The organism is Flavobacterium cupreum (genome assembly GCF_003996965.1).
Classification (GTDB): Bacteria; Bacteroidota; Bacteroidia; order Flavobacteriales; family Flavobacteriaceae; genus Flavobacterium; species Flavobacterium cupreum.
This window is the reverse complement of the sequence record NZ_QWDM01000019.1, coordinates 32,680-47,992: the sequence shown is the minus strand read 5'-3', so window position 1 is coordinate 47,992 and position 15,313 is coordinate 32,680. Positions and strand designations below refer to the sequence as shown.

General features: G+C 36.9%; 10 protein-coding genes. All 10 read left to right on the top strand.

Annotated features, from left to right (window positions below; translation table 11 throughout):
* Nucleotides 1–68: 68 nt before the first annotated feature.
* Nucleotides 69–2,471: a ribonucleoside-diphosphate reductase subunit alpha gene (locus D0817_RS21775; protein ID WP_127340461.1), complete on the top strand. Its 2,403-nt coding sequence runs from the start codon at nucleotides 69–71 to the stop codon at nucleotides 2,469–2,471.
* A 196-nt stretch (nucleotides 2,472–2,667) separates the two neighbouring features.
* Complete coding sequence (locus D0817_RS21770; protein ID WP_127340460.1) at nucleotides 2,668–2,874, top strand: addiction module protein; 207 nt, start codon at nucleotides 2,668–2,670, stop codon at nucleotides 2,872–2,874.
* A 662-nt stretch (nucleotides 2,875–3,536) separates the two neighbouring features.
* Nucleotides 3,537–4,364, top strand: coding sequence for a prephenate dehydratase (locus D0817_RS21760; RefSeq protein ID WP_127340459.1), 828 nt, complete (start codon nucleotides 3,537–3,539; stop codon nucleotides 4,362–4,364).
* Nucleotides 4,365–4,555: 191 nt separating this feature from the next.
* Entirely contained in the window at nucleotides 4,556–5,701 is a 1,146-nt protein-coding gene (locus D0817_RS21755) for a pyridoxal phosphate-dependent aminotransferase (protein WP_127340458.1), read from the top strand.
* A gap of 250 nt (nucleotides 5,702–5,951) precedes the next feature.
* Entirely contained in the window at nucleotides 5,952–6,809 is an 858-nt protein-coding gene (locus D0817_RS21750) for a prephenate dehydrogenase (RefSeq protein WP_127340457.1), read from the top strand.
* A gap of 13 nt (nucleotides 6,810–6,822) precedes the next feature.
* Nucleotides 6,823–7,905, top strand: a complete 1,083-nt coding sequence (locus D0817_RS21745) for a bifunctional 3-deoxy-7-phosphoheptulonate synthase/chorismate mutase type II (RefSeq protein ID WP_127340456.1) — start codon at nucleotides 6,823–6,825, stop codon at nucleotides 7,903–7,905.
* Between the two features lie 414 nt (nucleotides 7,906–8,319).
* Nucleotides 8,320–11,622 carry a DUF2135 domain-containing protein gene (locus D0817_RS21740; protein WP_127340455.1) on the top strand — a complete coding sequence of 1,101 codons (3,303 nt, stop codon included), beginning with the start codon at nucleotides 8,320–8,322 and terminating at the stop codon, nucleotides 11,620–11,622.
* A gap of 141 nt (nucleotides 11,623–11,763) precedes the next feature.
* On the top strand, nucleotides 11,764–12,741 hold the full coding sequence (gene rsgA, locus D0817_RS21735) for a ribosome small subunit-dependent GTPase A (protein ID WP_127340454.1): 978 nt from the start codon (nucleotides 11,764–11,766) through the stop codon (nucleotides 12,739–12,741).
* Between the two features lie 145 nt (nucleotides 12,742–12,886).
* The gene (gene dtd, locus D0817_RS21730) at nucleotides 12,887–13,339 is read left to right on the top strand and encodes a D-aminoacyl-tRNA deacylase (RefSeq protein WP_127340453.1); all 453 of its coding nucleotides are present in this window, start codon (nucleotides 12,887–12,889) and stop codon (nucleotides 13,337–13,339) included.
* Between the two features lie 63 nt (nucleotides 13,340–13,402).
* Complete coding sequence (locus D0817_RS21725) at nucleotides 13,403–15,310, top strand: DUF3858 domain-containing protein (protein WP_127340452.1); 1,908 nt, start codon at nucleotides 13,403–13,405, stop codon at nucleotides 15,308–15,310.
* Nucleotides 15,311–15,313 lie beyond the last annotated feature (3 nt).

Sequence of the window (15,313 nt, the reverse complement as noted above, 5' to 3'; positions counted from 1 at the left end):
TGTTTAAGTACTGGAATCCGTTATTCCAGTGTCTTTCATTTTTTCAATAACAATAAAAAAGTAAGCTTATGTATGTAATAAAAAGAGATGGACGCAAAGAGCCGGTAATGTTTGATAAGATTACAGACAGAATCAAAAAATTGTGTTACGGTTTTAATGAACTTGTAGATCCTGTAAAAGTCGCCATGCGCGTTATCGAAGGATTGTATGATGGTGTTTCTACTTCAGAATTGGATAATCTTGCTGCCGAAACAGCTGCTTCTATGACTATTGCCCATCCTGATTATGCCCAGTTAGCCGCTCGTATTGCTATCTCTAACTTACATTCTAATACAACAAAATCGTTCTCGGAAACGATGTCGGATATGTATCATTATGTTAATCCAAGAACAGGGAAAGAAGCTCCTTTATTGGCAGATGATGTTTACGAAGTAATTAAGAATAACTCTCAGGTGCTGGATTCTACTATTATTTATAATCGTGATTTTAACTACGATTATTTTGGATTCAAAACATTAGAGCGTTCTTATCTGTTAAAATTAAACGGAAAGATTGTAGAGCGACCACAGCACATGCTGATGCGTGTTTCTATCGGAATTCACAAAGATGATATTGCTTCTGCGATTGAAACGTATGAATTGATGTCTAAAAAATTCTTTACGCACGCGACGCCTACATTATTTAATGCCGGAACACCAAAACCTCAAATGTCATCTTGTTTCTTATTGACAATGAAAGATGACAGTATTGATGGTATTTATGATACTCTGAAACAAACGGCTAAAATTTCGCAATCAGCGGGAGGAATCGGATTGGCGATTCACAATATTAGAGCTACCGGTTCTTATATCAGCGGAACCAACGGGACTTCAAACGGAATTGTTCCAATGCTTCGTGTATACGATATGACAGCCCGTTATGTAGATCAGGGTGGAGGAAAACGTAAAGGAAGTTTTGCTATGTACATCGAGCCATGGCATGCCGATATTTTCGATTTCCTTGATTTGAGAAAAAACCACGGTAAGGAAGAAATGAGAACCCGTGATTTATTTCTTGGAATGTGGATTCCGGATTTATTCATGAAAAGAGTTCAGGAAGATTCAACATGGACTTTAATGTGTCCTAACGAATGCCCTGGATTATCAGAAGTGCACAGTGAAGAATTCGACGCTTTGTATTTACGTTATGAAGCAGAAGGAAAAGGAAGAAAAACGATTAAAGCGAGAGAAATCTGGGAAAAAATCCTGGAGTCTCAGGTAGAAACAGGACTTCCGTACATGTTGTACAAAGATGCGGCTAACCGTAAATCGAACCAAAAGAATTTAGGAACAATCCGTTCGTCCAATTTATGTACTGAAATTATCGAGTACACGTCTCCGGATGAAGTTGCGGTTTGTAACCTGGCTTCGATTTCATTGCCAATGTTTGTGGAGAATGGTAAATTTGATCACCAAAAATTATTTGATGTTACCAAACGTGTGACATTCAACTTAAATAAAGTAATTGACAGAAACTATTACCCGGTAAAAGAAGCTGAAAACTCCAATGTACGTCACAGACCAATTGGTTTGGGAGTTCAGGGTCTTGCAGATGCTTTTATCATGTTAAGAATGCCTTTTACAAGTGACGAAGCAAAACAGCTGAACCATGAAATTTTCGAAACATTATACTTTGCTGCTGTTACCGCTTCTATGGAACTGGCAAAAGTAGAAGGGCCATACTCTACATTTGAAGGATCTCCAATGTCAAAAGGAGAATTCCAATACAATATGTGGGGAATGAAAGATGAAGAATTATCAGGACGCTGGGACTGGGCTTCATTGCGTAAGGAAGTAGTAGAGCACGGAGTTCGTAACTCTTTATTAGTAGCGCCGATGCCAACCGCATCCACTTCTCAGATTTTAGGAAACAATGAAGCTTTCGAGCCTTATACTTCTAACATCTACACCAGAAGAACGCTTTCAGGAGAATTCATCGTGGTAAACAAACATTTACTGGAAGACTTAGTGAAATTAGGAATCTGGAATGAATCATTGAAGCAGGAAATTATGCGTCATAACGGATCTGTTCAGAACATTAACGGAATCCCGGACGATATCAAAGAATTGTACAAAACAGTTTGGGAAATGTCTATGAAAGATATTTTGGATATGTCTCGTCAGAGAGGTTATTTTATTGACCAGTCGCAATCATTGAATTTGTTTATGCAGGATGCTAATTTCTCTAAACTAACGTCTATGCACTTCTACGCATGGCAATCCGGTTTGAAAACAGGAATGTATTACCTAAGAACAAAATCTGCGGTAGATGCAATTAAATTCACCTTAAACAACGATAAAAAAGAAGAAGGCACACCAGCATCAGCAACTTTAGTTCCGGAAACAGAACCAATTAGTGTTGAAGACTACAAAGCAATGTTGCTTAAAGCACAAGCCGCAGATCCTGAGGATTGTGAGATGTGTGGGTCTTAATTTTTTTTAGAATAAAGAAATAGAATAAAGAAAAGAGAATAAAGAGAATAGATTTATTCTTAAAGTAAAACAGCAGTTATTGTAATGATAGCTGCTTTTTTTTGTTTTACAGTTTAAATAGAACAGTTCTTTTATTGAAATTCATTTCAAAGGTAAATTTGATTAAATTTGTTATATCAATTATAATAATAGAAACATGGAGATCAAAAAATTATCTAAATATAGCGATGCTGAAAAAATTGTTTTGGCGGAGCAATTGTGGGATAGCGTTTCTAAAAAGGATTTGGAGATTTCTGATGATGTCAAAAAAGAATTAGATCATAGGATACAGAATCTGGAAGAAGGTAAAACGGAACTGTACACATGGGATGAGGTCAAAGCTCATTTAAAATCGATTCGATAATGCCTAAAATTCATTTTCTAAAGGAAGCTTTATATGATATTAGGAAATAGTTATTTGGTATGAAGAGCAAAGACTAGGGCTTTCTTATGATTTTGAACTTTGTCTGGAAGCAGGAATAGAAGAAATATCAAGAAATCCAGATTCCTTTCAAAAGAAATATAAAAAGATAAAGATTAGCTTCATCGCAAGATTTCCATATGGTATTCATTATCAATTTGAAAAAGATGAAATAATAATCTACGGTGTTTTTCATACTTCCCGCTCTCCTAAAAATTGGTCCAAAAGAGTAAGCATATAGTTAGGCTCTGATAACCTTAGTGCCTCAGAATCTAAGCAGCTCCTTCAAAACCAATTGTCTAAATCGCATTTTAGGGGCTATTTATTTAAATATCTTACAAAAGGCAGGTAATTTGTTAAGAAATCCTTTTTTGTTTCATAAAATGCAATATTTTTTTTGGTGCAGTGAAAATAATTTATACATTCGCAGAGAATTTATTGAAAAACACAAACAAAATGTCTAATAACCGTTTTTATTTTAGCAACTCTTTTTATTTCTTCTTTAGTAGAAGTAGGGATTGTGCTATGGTTATTTGAGAAAATTAAAAAAGACAAATAAAACTAATATACAATCCTGATGAAAATCAGGATTTTTTTTTGAATATATGACAACGAAAATTGCAATACAAGGTATAAAAGGTTCTTTCCACCATCAGGTCGTAAAGGAGTATTTCTCTGAAAATGTGGCTATTGATGAGTGTTTGTCTTTTGAAGAATTAATTGACAGCCTGCTTTCCGGAAAATCGGATCAGGCCGTTATGGCAATTGAAAATTCGATTGCAGGGCCAATTATCCCGAATTATGCGTTGATCGACAAGAATAATCTGCACATTATCGGAGAACATTACCTGAGCATTCACCAAAATTTAATGGCATTGAAAGGCCAAAAAATAGAGGATATAAAAGAAGTTCATTCGCACCCGATGGCACTGTTGCAATGTATGGATTTCTTAAAAAAATATCCGAACATCAAATTGGTTGAAGATAAAGATACCGCCGAAACCGCCAGAAGAATTCAGGAGAAACAGTTAACCGGAATTGCTGCCATTGCGAGTAAAACGGCTTCTGAAATGTATGATCTGGAAATTCTGGCACCGGAAATTCAAACGATCAAAAATAACATGACGCGTTTCGTGATTATTAAAAAACAGAATTCATTTTTGCCTGAAAACGAAATCAACAGGGCTTCCATCAAGTTTGAACTGGACCATAAAAGAGGAAGTTTAGCGGCAGTTCTCAATGTAATGAGCGATTGTAAACTGAATTTAACAAAAATCCAGTCGCTTCCAAAAATTGAGACTCCCTGGAAATATTCGTTTTTCGTAGATGTGACATTCGAGAAATACGAAGACTTTGCAAAAGCCAAAGCATTACTGAATATTATGGCAGAATATTTAAAAGTTCTGGGAGAATATAAAAATACAAAGCCGTAAAGTGAAATTCCAATTTTTTGAAATTCCAAATTCCAAAGGTTTAAAATAATGATTGTCAGGCTGAGCGAAGTCGAAGCCCCCGTTAGTTTTCAAAAACCTTCGACTTCGCTGAGGATGAAAGAAGTTTAAAAGTAAAAAAAAGCATACAGCATACGGACTAAAGCCTAAAGCATTTTTAATAAAAAATACAAATGATTACAACAGCAAAAAGATTAGATACAGTTGAAGAATACTACTTCTCCTCGAAATTGAGAGAAGTGCGTCAGCTGCAGTCTGAAGGAAAATCGATCATCAATATGGGAATCGGAAGCCCTGATTTGAGTCCGTCAAAAGCAGTAATTGAAGCAGTAGCTGCGGCAATTCTGGATGAAAACGGGCATGGGTATCAGAGCTATCAGGGATTGCCGGAATTGAGAAAAGGAATGGCCGATTTTTATCAGGATCAGTTTGGTGTTGTGTTGAATCCGAATAATGAAATTTTGCCTCTGATGGGTTCGAAAGAAGGAATTATGCATATTTCACTGGCATTTTTGAATGAAGGTGATCATGTTTTAATTCCGAATCCGGGTTATCCGACGTATACTTCGGTAACCAATCTGGTAGGAGCGGTTCCGGTTTATTATGATCTGAAAGAAGCCAATGCCTGGGAACCGGATTTCGAAGCTTTGGAAAAACTGGATCTTTCGAAAGTAAAAATCATGTGGCTCGGTTATCCCCACATGCCAACAGGAGCCCGAGGAAGTTTAGCGTTATTTGAAAAATTGGTTGCCTTTGCTAAAAAACACAACATATTACTCGTAAATGATAATCCGTATAGTTTTGTCCTGAATGACAATCCAATGAGTTTATTGCAGGTGGAAGGAGCGAAAGAAGTGGCTTTAGAACTGAATTCATTAAGCAAAACATTCAACATGGCCGGCTGGAGAGTCGGAATGGTTTTAGGGAATCCTGAAATTATCGATGCAGTCCTGAAAGTAAAAAGCAACATGGACAGCGGTATGTTCTACGGAATTCAGAAAGGCGCAATCGCGGCTTTGAATTGTGATAAATCCTGGTTCGAAGACCAAAACAAAATTTACAGACGCCGCAGAGAATTGACAGAAAAATTAGCTGAAAAATTAGGCTGCGAAGTGTATAAAGAAGGAGTTGGACTTTTTGTCTGGGCGAAATTGCCGGAAGGAATAGCTTCAGCAGAAAAGTTCATTGACGAAATATTATACGAGAAACATATTTTTATCACACCGGGAACAATCTTCGGAAGCAATGGTGAAGGATACATCAGATTCTCGTTGTGTGTGAAAGAAGAAAAAGTAGAGGAAGCGATAGATAGGTTTTAGAATAAAGAATAAAGAATAAAGAATAAAGAATAGAGAATAAAGATTTTTGATATAGACTGTCAGGCTGAGCGAAGTCGAAGCCCGTTCTGGTTTTATAAGCCTTCGACTTCGCTCAGGGTGGCACTTAAATCAAAAAGGTCTTGGAAAAAACGAGAAGCCGTAGCCCTGATAGAAGCGGCATCCTTTTGTGCCGGGGTTCGGCGGAAAAGATATAGCGGATAGCAGGAATTAGCTTCTAATAAAAATAAATATGAAAGTATACGTAATAGGAATAGGGTTAATAGGGGGCTCGATGGTGCTGGACATCAAAGAAAAACATCCGGACGCGACTATTTTTGGAATAGACAGTAACGAAAAGCACTTGCAGGAAGCAATTGATTTGGGTGTTATTGACCAGGCGGGAAGCTTCGAAGAATTGGCTGAAGCTGATTTTGTGATTGTTTCGGTTCCTGTAGATGTTGCCCTGACGATTCTGCCAAAAGTACTGGATTCGGTTGGTGATCAAACCATTGTTTTTGAAGTGGGATCTACTAAAAAACCGATTTGTGATGCAGTTGCCGGTCACCCGAAAAGAAGAAACTTTATCGCAACGCATCCTATTGCAGGAACAGAATTTTCCGGACCATCGGCGGCGATAAAAGGATTGTTTCAGGGGAAAACAAATATTATTTGTGAGGTGGAAAAAACCACTTTCAAATTGCAGGAAAAGGCATTGAAGCTTTTTAGCGAAATCGGAATGCGGATTCGATATATGGATCCGACTTCACACGATAAACACATTGCTTACGTTTCGCATTTGTCGCACATTAGTTCCTTTATGCTCGGAAAAACGGTGATGAATAAGGAAAAAGACGAACAGGATATTTTTGATATGGCGGGAAGTGGTTTCGAAAGTACGGTTCGTTTAGCAAAAAGTTCGCCAGCCATGTGGACACCGATTTTTAAGCAAAACAAAGAACATGTCATTGAAACCTTAGAAGAATATATTTCAAACCTCAGTCGGTTTAGGGATTTGTTAAAAGAAGAAAATTACAATGCCATTTTTGAAGAAATGGAAAGCACGAATAAAATTAAAGAGATATTAAACGGATTAACAATTAAAAAATAAACTAAAAAAAAAGATGGAAAATAAGAAAGAAATGAGAAAGTGGTTAGAGGATTTCAATTTAAATCACCCACTTGTGATAGCCGGACCATGTAGTGCAGAAACAGAAGATCAGGTTTTGAAAATCGCTCATGAGTTGAAAGATTCAAAAGTAAGTGTGTTCAGAGCCGGAATATGGAAACCAAGAACGCGTCCGGGAGGATTTGAAGGTGTTGGGGAAATTGGATTGAAATGGTTACAAAAAGCTAAAAAAGAAACTGGTTTATTAATGGGTACTGAAGTTGCAACTGCAGCACACTGTAAACTGGCTTTAGAGCATGATATCGACGTTTTATGGGTTGGTGCCCGTACTACTGCAAATCCATTCGCAGTTCAGGAAATTGCGGATACTTTGAAAGGAACAGATAAAATTGTTTTGGTTAAAAACCCTGTAAACCCGGATTTGGCTTTATGGTTAGGTGGTGTAGAACGTTTACACATGGCCGGAATCGAGAAATTAGGAGTTATTCACAGAGGTTTCTCTACGTACGAAAAAACAAAATACAGAAATATCCCGGAATGGCAGATTGCAATCGAATTGCAGAATAAATTCCCTGATTTACCATTAATCATCGATCCTTCTCACATTACAGGAGATCGTAAAATGATTTTCGAAGTAACGCAGGAAGCTTTGGATTTGAATTACGATGGTATGATCATCGAAACACATTACGATCCGGACAACGCCTGGTCTGATGCAGCGCAACAAGTTACTCCGGATGCCCTTAAACAAATCATCAAAGATCTGACGATCAGAAAAACGGATGATACAACAGATCAGTACACTTCTAAAATGACGAAACTAAGAGCTAACATCGATGTTTTGGATGCTAACTTACTAGAGTTATTAGGAAAACGTATGAAAGTAGCTGACGAAATTGGTCAGGTGAAAAAAGATGCCAACGTTGCCATTCTTCAAAACAATCGTTGGAATGAAATCTTAGGGAAAATGATTTTGGAAGGGGAGAAAAAAGGACTTACGGAAGAGTTTGTTTTGAGAATGTTCAAAGCCATTCACCAGGAAAGTATTGGACACCAGGAAAAAATTTTCAACGCCTAATTTCTTTTAAATCCTACAAGTGATATAAGTTTATTTTTGTTTTGCAAACTTTTCATATAAATGTTCTTATATCACCTATGTGGTAAAATTTTTGAAATCTCCATTGCTGTAAGGCTTTGGGGATTTTTTTTGGTTTTAAAGGATATAGGTTATAGAAGGTTAAATAGAATTTTCTATATAAACATAACCCAAGGTTTTAACCTTGGGATTCAATCGATGTTCGCAATCTTTTTGAATCGCGAATCTTTGTCCTCAAGGTTAAAACCTTGGCCTATGTTTTTCAAGGTTTTTAATTTCAATTCTGAACTAATATTTTCTTATATACCATATATGGTTTAATTTTTTTTATAATCTATTCCAACCTTTTTAGATTTTATAGACTCTATAGTTATATACAAACTTAACTATCGCGTTATGAAATCGAAAATCTGTTTTTCTAAGCCGGAAATTTTTCAGGGAATCCTGAAAGTATTCCTTTTTGTTTTATTGTTCGCAGGAACAAAAACTTTTGCACAGAGCCCTGAATTGACTGTAAAAGGTGATGCGGCGGAAAGCGTCAGAATGAGTCAGCTTATTGTCAATGTAAAAGTGGTTGGGAATATTGCTTACACTACTGCTGAGATGCATTTTTTTAATGCGGGGAGCCGTCAGATGGAGGCGGAGCTTATTTTTCCGTTGCCGGAAAATGTTTCGGTTTCCAGATATGCAATTGATATCAAGGGGAAAATGCGTGAAGCCGTTCCGGTAAATAAAAACAAAGGAAAACAGGTTTTCGAAGCTATCGAACATCGTCGTGTGGATCCGGGATTGTTGGAAAAGGTAGATGGAAATAATTTTAGAACGAGAATTTATCCCTTAATGCCAAATGGCGAACGAATCGTTATTATTGGCTACGAAGAAGAACTTTCTGCTTTCGATAAAAATAATCTGGCGTATCAGCTGGTGAGCCGTTATCCGAAAAAGCTGGATAAGTTTGAAATCAATGTTTCGGTATTGGGAACTGAAGCTTCACCGACCATTAATGAAAATTCAGGGGAACAACTTGTTTTTTCAAAATGGAATCAGTCTTTTCAGACGTCACTGAAAAAAGAAAATTATCAGCCTTCCGAAAAATTAGTTTTTAACATTCCGATTCAGGAAAATGCACCAAGTGTACTGATGCAGAATTTGGGAGGGCAATATTATTTTTACGGAAATACGTTTGTAGAAGGAAATAAAATTGCTAAAAAAGCGCCAGCTTCAATTGGTTTAATCTGGGATAATTCTTTGAGCTGTAAAACACGCGATTTAAAAAAGGAATTGAATTTACTGGATGCCTATTTTCAAAAAATAAAAAACACTAAAGTAACTTTATATTTTTTAAATTATACGTTCGAAAAACAAAAAGAATTTGTGATTTCAGAGGGTAATTGGGCTGAATTAAAATCCGTTTTGCAAAACACAAAATATGATGGCGGTACTCGTTTTTCGCAAATAAATTTTCCAGTCCATGATGAATTTTTGTTTTTTTCGGATGGATTATCTTCTTTAAGCGAAAATGTTTTGCCGAAAACAAGCATTCCAATGTATACGATTACCTCTTCCGTTTCTTCAGACTTTGCTTTCCTGAATTTTGCTGCCATGAAAACCGGCGGTAATTTTATCAATCTGAATCAATTGGATGGGACAAATGCTTTAGATAAGCTGGTAAACAATAATTTGAAATTTTTAGGAATAAAGGAAAATTACACCATCACGGATTTATTTCCAATGAAAGGTACTTCGGTTTCGGGGAGTTTTAGTTTTTCGGGGATTTCCCTCAATCCGAAAAGTGAAATCACCTTGTTGTTTGGTTATAACAATACTGTGGTTGTGGAGCGAAAAATCTCTCTGGATGCTGTTGCTCAAAATACAGCAGATGTCAATATTGAAAAACTCTGGGCCCAGAAAAAAATAGCCAATCTCGATTTGCAATATGAGAAAAATGCAGATGAAATCGAACTTCTGGGCAAGAAATACGGAATTATAACCAAAAACACCTCCCTGATTGTTCTGGAAGATATCCGCGATTATATCGCTTACGATATCGTACCGCCTGCAGAATTGCGTGCCGAATTTGATCGAATGAAGAAACAGGAACAGGATACTAATTTGGCCGCACAAAAGAATAATTGGGAAAGTATTGAAGATTATTTTGCCGCATTAAATTCCTGGTGGAAGCAAGATCTTAAATATACCGCTCCAAAACAGCAGCCAAAGGTAAAAGTTAGACATCCTCAAAGACCGAATAACAGGGTGTCAAATGTAAGCTCCAACAGAAATGCAAGAGTACCGGCCGGATTTATTTCGGGCGTTATTGTCGATGCTCAGGGCTTGCCGTTACCCGGAGCTGTGGTTCGTATAAATGGAGACAGAGGAGGAGTGAATACTGATTTTGAGGGCAAGTTTACGATACAGGCTCCCGAAAACAGTAATCTGAATGTGGGCTTCATTGGCTATGAATCTTCTCAGGTAAATGTGGGCAGAAACAATCAGATCAGGGTTCAGTTACGAGAGAGTTCACAACACTTGCAAGAAGTGGTCGTAACGGCATTGGGCACTAGCAGAGCACGTAAATCAGTTGGGTATTCTACTCAGGTGGTTTCACAAGAAAGTATTTCTAATAATGCCAGTATGCCAGTAGCGCTTGCCGGTAAAGTCGCGGGAGTTCAAATAACGCCATCAGTATCCAGCGATCAAATAATCAGTAGTGAGGGCGAAACCCATTCTGATGCAAAAAAAAATTCAGATGTCGAAGATGAAGACGTCGAATATGCAGAATCAAATGAAATCGAAAATCAACCTAAAACCTGGAATCCGGATCGCTTGTATTTAAAGGCTTTGGCTTCTGCGCCAAAAGAAAAACAATATGAATTGTATTTTGAATTAAGAAATGCACAGGAAAGAAACCCTGCGTTTTATTTTGATGTGGCACACTTTTTTTACAATCAGGGCGATGTCAGAAAAGCATTGCAGGTCATTAGCAATATTGCCGATTTAGGATTGGAGAATCATCAGCTTTATAAAACTTTAACGTACACGTTGCGTCAATGGAAGGATTTTGATGATGCTTTGTTTACGGCAGGAAAAATTGCAAAATGGAGAGCACATGAACCACAGAGCCTTAGGGATTATGCTTTGGCCCTCGAAGATGCAGGAAAATACCAGGAAGCTTTCGATCAATTGATTAAAGCGCTGGAAGTGAATTATTACGGAGAAATGAGCGGACAATACGAAGGTGTAGAAGATATCATTCTTATGGATATTAATCGTTTGATGATCGAACACAAAAATCTGAAAACGGGTAAGCTGGATAAAAAATACCTGGATAAAATGCCGGTTGATATCCGAATTATTATGAACTGGAACCTGATGGATGTCGATTTGGATTTGCATATTATTGAACCTAATGGCGAAGAATGTTTTTACGGACACAGAAGTACACAAGCCGGAGCGCGATTTTCTAAAGATTTTACGCAGGGTTACGGACCGGAACAATATTTAATCCGAAATGCCATAAAAGGCAAATATCAGATTAAAACCAATTATTTTGGCGAAAGGGAATTAACCGAAAGCGGTCCGGCAACTGTTATGGTAGAAATTTATACGACCAGAGCCGGAAAAACTTCCAAAACTTTAAAAACAATTCAGTTGGGGAAAATCAAAGAAAACGAAATTCTGGCCGAAATTATTTGGTAAATGAGCCCATTTTAAGAGGTGTTTTTTAATTTTAAAAGGCGAAGTTGCGTTGTTCAATTCTAAAAACGTAATTTTGCCTTTTAATATTTTTTAGTTTTTAAGAATACATCTAAAATCTAAAATCTGAAATCTACAATTTGAATGACAGGACTCGTTTATAAATCTACAGGAAGCTGGTACACCGTAAAATCTGAAAAAGGCGATTTTATAGAATGCCGTATGAAAGGAAAGTTCAGGATGAAAGGGATCAAAAGTACCAATCCTATTGCTGTAGGCGATATTGTCGATTATGAACTCGAAGAAACTTCTGATGCCGTAACGGGAACGATTTTTAATATTCACGAAAGAAAGAATTACATCGTTCGTAAATCGGTTAATTTATCGCATCAGATGCATATTATTGCGTCGAATATTGATCGTGTGTTTTTATTGATTACCATTAATAATCCGCCCACAACCTTTAATTTTATAGACCGTTTTCTGGTAACTGCCGAAGCGTACAATATTGAAACGATTCTGGTTTTTAATAAAATAGATACTTTTGACGAACCAACGCTGGAAGATCAGTTGTACATGCAATACGTGTATCAGCAAATTGGCTACAAATGCCTTCGTGTTTCTTCTACAGAAATGAAAGGGGTTGAGGAATTAAAAGAAATGATGATCGGCAAGGTAAGTATGTTTTCAGGACATTCCGGTGTCGGAAAATCCACTCTGGTCAATGCGATGGAACCTTCCCTGCATCTTAAAACCAAAACCATTTCTGAAGCCAGTAAACAAGGGCAGCACACGACCACTTTTGCGGAGATGTACGATTTGTCTTTTAATGCCAAAATCATTGATACACCCGGAATTAAAGGTTTTGGGATTGTAGACATGGAAAAAGAAGAAATCAGTGGATATTTCCCTGAGTTCTTTAAATTAAAAGACCAATGCAAGTTCAATAACTGTCTGCATAAGGAAGAACCGCATTGCGCCATAAAAGCGGCACTGGAAAAAGACGAGATCGCCTGGTCCCGTTACAACAGTTATTTAAAAATCCTCGAGGGCGATGATGAAAATTATCGTACCGATTCTTATGACGAAGACCGAAAAGCAAGTGATGAATTGAGGAAATAAGAATTTTTTTAAATTCTAATATTCAAATTCCAAATTCCAAAAAAACAATATTTGATTGTAGAGATGCACAGCAGTGCATCTAACTGGAATTTAAAATCTTTTTAATCCGTGTAATCTGTGGCAAAATCACATTATTAGAAAAAATATGAGAGTTGTTCTTCAAAGAGTTTCAGAAGCATCAGTCACAGTTGATGGAAATAAAACAGCTGATATTCAAAAAGGGTTATTGGTTTTAGTCGGAATAGAAGACGCCGATACGCAGGAAGACATCGACTGGCTGGTTGGGAAAATCATAAAAATGAGGATTTTCGGTGATGAAAATGAGGTCATGAATTGTTCTGTTGAGGATATCGATGGCGAAATTATTGTTGTAAGTCAGTTTACCTTGCATGCAGCTACCAAAAAAGGCAACCGTCCTTCTTACATAAAAGCGGCAAAACCTGAATTTGCTATTCCGATATATGAGCAGTTTATAACGACTCTGGAGAAGGAGTTTAATAAAAAAATACAGTCAGGAATCTTTGGTGCAGATATGAAAGTCAGGCTTTTAAATGACGGTCCCGTTACCATTTTAATAGACAGCAAAAACAGAGAATAAATATTCTTAAAGATATGTTAAGGATTTCTAAAAATGCTATATATTTGGCGAAATTCCCTGTTAATGAAAAAGCCATATTGCGCGTTGTTTTTTTTCTTATTTACGTTCATTTCTTTTGCTCAAAAGACTGAATATACTACCATTTCTATTTCTGACAGTCTCAAAGAAAATGCGGATGCAGTTGTTCGATTAGATCAGATGGATATTACCATTGAATCGCAACGCAGCATGAACATTAAAACGCAAAGAATCGTATCTGTTTTTAATGAGAAAGGACTAAGCGACATTGATGCTTATCAGAACTACGATAAAACTACTTCTGTAAAAAATATTGAAGCTGTAGTTTATGATGCTTTTGGTAAGGAACTTAAAAAAATCAAAAGAAAAGATTTTAAGGATCAAAGCACGGTAGGAGGAAGCACTCTTTTTTCAGACAGTCGGGTGGTTTTCCTGGAATATACGCCAATATCCTATCCGTTTACGGTGGTTTATACCAGTGAAATACAAACCTCAAATACGGCCTTTATACCACAATGGTACTTTTTGAGCGGTTATAATGTAAGCATCGAAAAATGTATTCTGAATGTTACTTACCCGAATAACCTCGGATTTAAAAAGAAAGAATTTCAGTTTGCAGACCTGAACATCAAAAAAACGATAGATACGGATACAAAACTGTCTTATGTAGGAACTAACATTTTAGCGCAGAAACCGGAAGATTACAGCCCTTCTTCCTCCGATCTTTTTCCAAGGGTAATGATGGGGCTGGAAAATTTTCATCTGGAAGGTGTAGATGGAACAGCAAAAACATGGGAAGCATTTGGCAAATGGTACGGTGATAAAATTCTAACCGGAACTACTGTTTTGCCGGAAGAGACGAAAACAAAAATAAAAGCCCTTGTTGGTAATGAAAAAGATCCCGTTAAAAAGGCAAAAATCATTTATGATTATGTACAGAAAAAATCAAGATATGTCAATATTGCGATTGGTATCGGCGGTTGGAAACCAATGCTTGCTACCGATGTGGACCGTTTAGGGTATGGTGATTGTAAAGCCCTGACCAATTATACAAAAGCCCTTCTGGAAGCTGTCGATGTTCCTTCCTATAATACGATCTTATATGGTGATACCTATAAAAGAAATATCCAGTCTGATTTTGTTTCGATGCAGGGAAACCACATGATATTGGCAATTCCGACAGGGGATAATTACACATGGCTTGAATGTACGAGCCAGGACGATCCTTTTGGTTATCAGGGTACATTTACAGATGACCGTGATGTTTTGGTGGTAAAGCCCGAAGGCGGTGTAATTGTACGAACTAAAATATACGAAGATAAAGGCAATGACCAAACCGATAAAGGTCACTATACGATAGATGAAAATGGTAATTTTTCGGGCTCAGTCTCAATAGTGTCCGGCGGATCCCAATATAACTCAAAAGCAAGAGTGGAGCATTTACAGCCCACGGAAAAAGAAGCACATTACAAAGAATACTGGGACAATATCAATAATTTGAAATTAGGAAAAATAACTTTTACAAACGATAAGGAAAATATTCGTTTTACGGAGAATGTTGAAATCAGTGCCATAAATTATGCGACCATTTCTGCCAATAAAATGATCTTTGCTGTTGATGCATTCAATAGGAGCAATGGAAACGTAAAACGAATCCGAAACAGAAAAAATCCGTTTCAGATTCAGCGCGGCTATCTGGATTCTGATGAAATCGAAATCAATCTTCCGGCAGGTTTTACTGTGGAGTTTCTTCCGGCAAATTTCGAATTGAAAGGAAAGTTTGGGGAATACAAAACCGAAGTCATCAAAAAAGAAAACAACAAACTGACTTACAAGCGTTCGATGCTTTTAAATAAAGGAAAATATTCGAATAAAGAATACGATGAATACCGTCTCTTCATGGAACAGGTCTCAAAAAATGATAACGCCAAAATTATATTAACAAAGAATTAATCA

Bases quoted from the DNA above. Each gene is read 5' to 3' on its own strand.
- D0817_RS21775 (WP_127340461.1), top strand. From the start codon at position 69: ATGTATGTAATAAAAAGAGATGGACGCAAAGAGCCGGTAATGTTTGAT.
- D0817_RS21770 (WP_127340460.1), top strand. From the start codon at position 2,668: ATGGAGATCAAAAAATTATCTAAATATAGCGATGCTGAAAAAATTGTT.
- D0817_RS21760 (WP_127340459.1), top strand. From the start codon at position 3,537: ATGACAACGAAAATTGCAATACAAGGTATAAAAGGTTCTTTCCACCAT.
- D0817_RS21755 (WP_127340458.1), top strand. From the start codon at position 4,556: ATGATTACAACAGCAAAAAGATTAGATACAGTTGAAGAATACTACTTC.
- D0817_RS21750 (WP_127340457.1), top strand. From the start codon at position 5,952: ATGAAAGTATACGTAATAGGAATAGGGTTAATAGGGGGCTCGATGGTG.
- D0817_RS21745 (WP_127340456.1), top strand. From the start codon at position 6,823: ATGGAAAATAAGAAAGAAATGAGAAAGTGGTTAGAGGATTTCAATTTA.
- D0817_RS21740 (WP_127340455.1), top strand. From the start codon at position 8,320: ATGAAATCGAAAATCTGTTTTTCTAAGCCGGAAATTTTTCAGGGAATC.
- rsgA (WP_127340454.1), top strand. From the start codon at position 11,764: ATGACAGGACTCGTTTATAAATCTACAGGAAGCTGGTACACCGTAAAA.
- dtd (WP_127340453.1), top strand. From the start codon at position 12,887: ATGAGAGTTGTTCTTCAAAGAGTTTCAGAAGCATCAGTCACAGTTGAT.
- D0817_RS21725 (WP_127340452.1), top strand. From the start codon at position 13,403: ATGAAAAAGCCATATTGCGCGTTGTTTTTTTTCTTATTTACGTTCATT.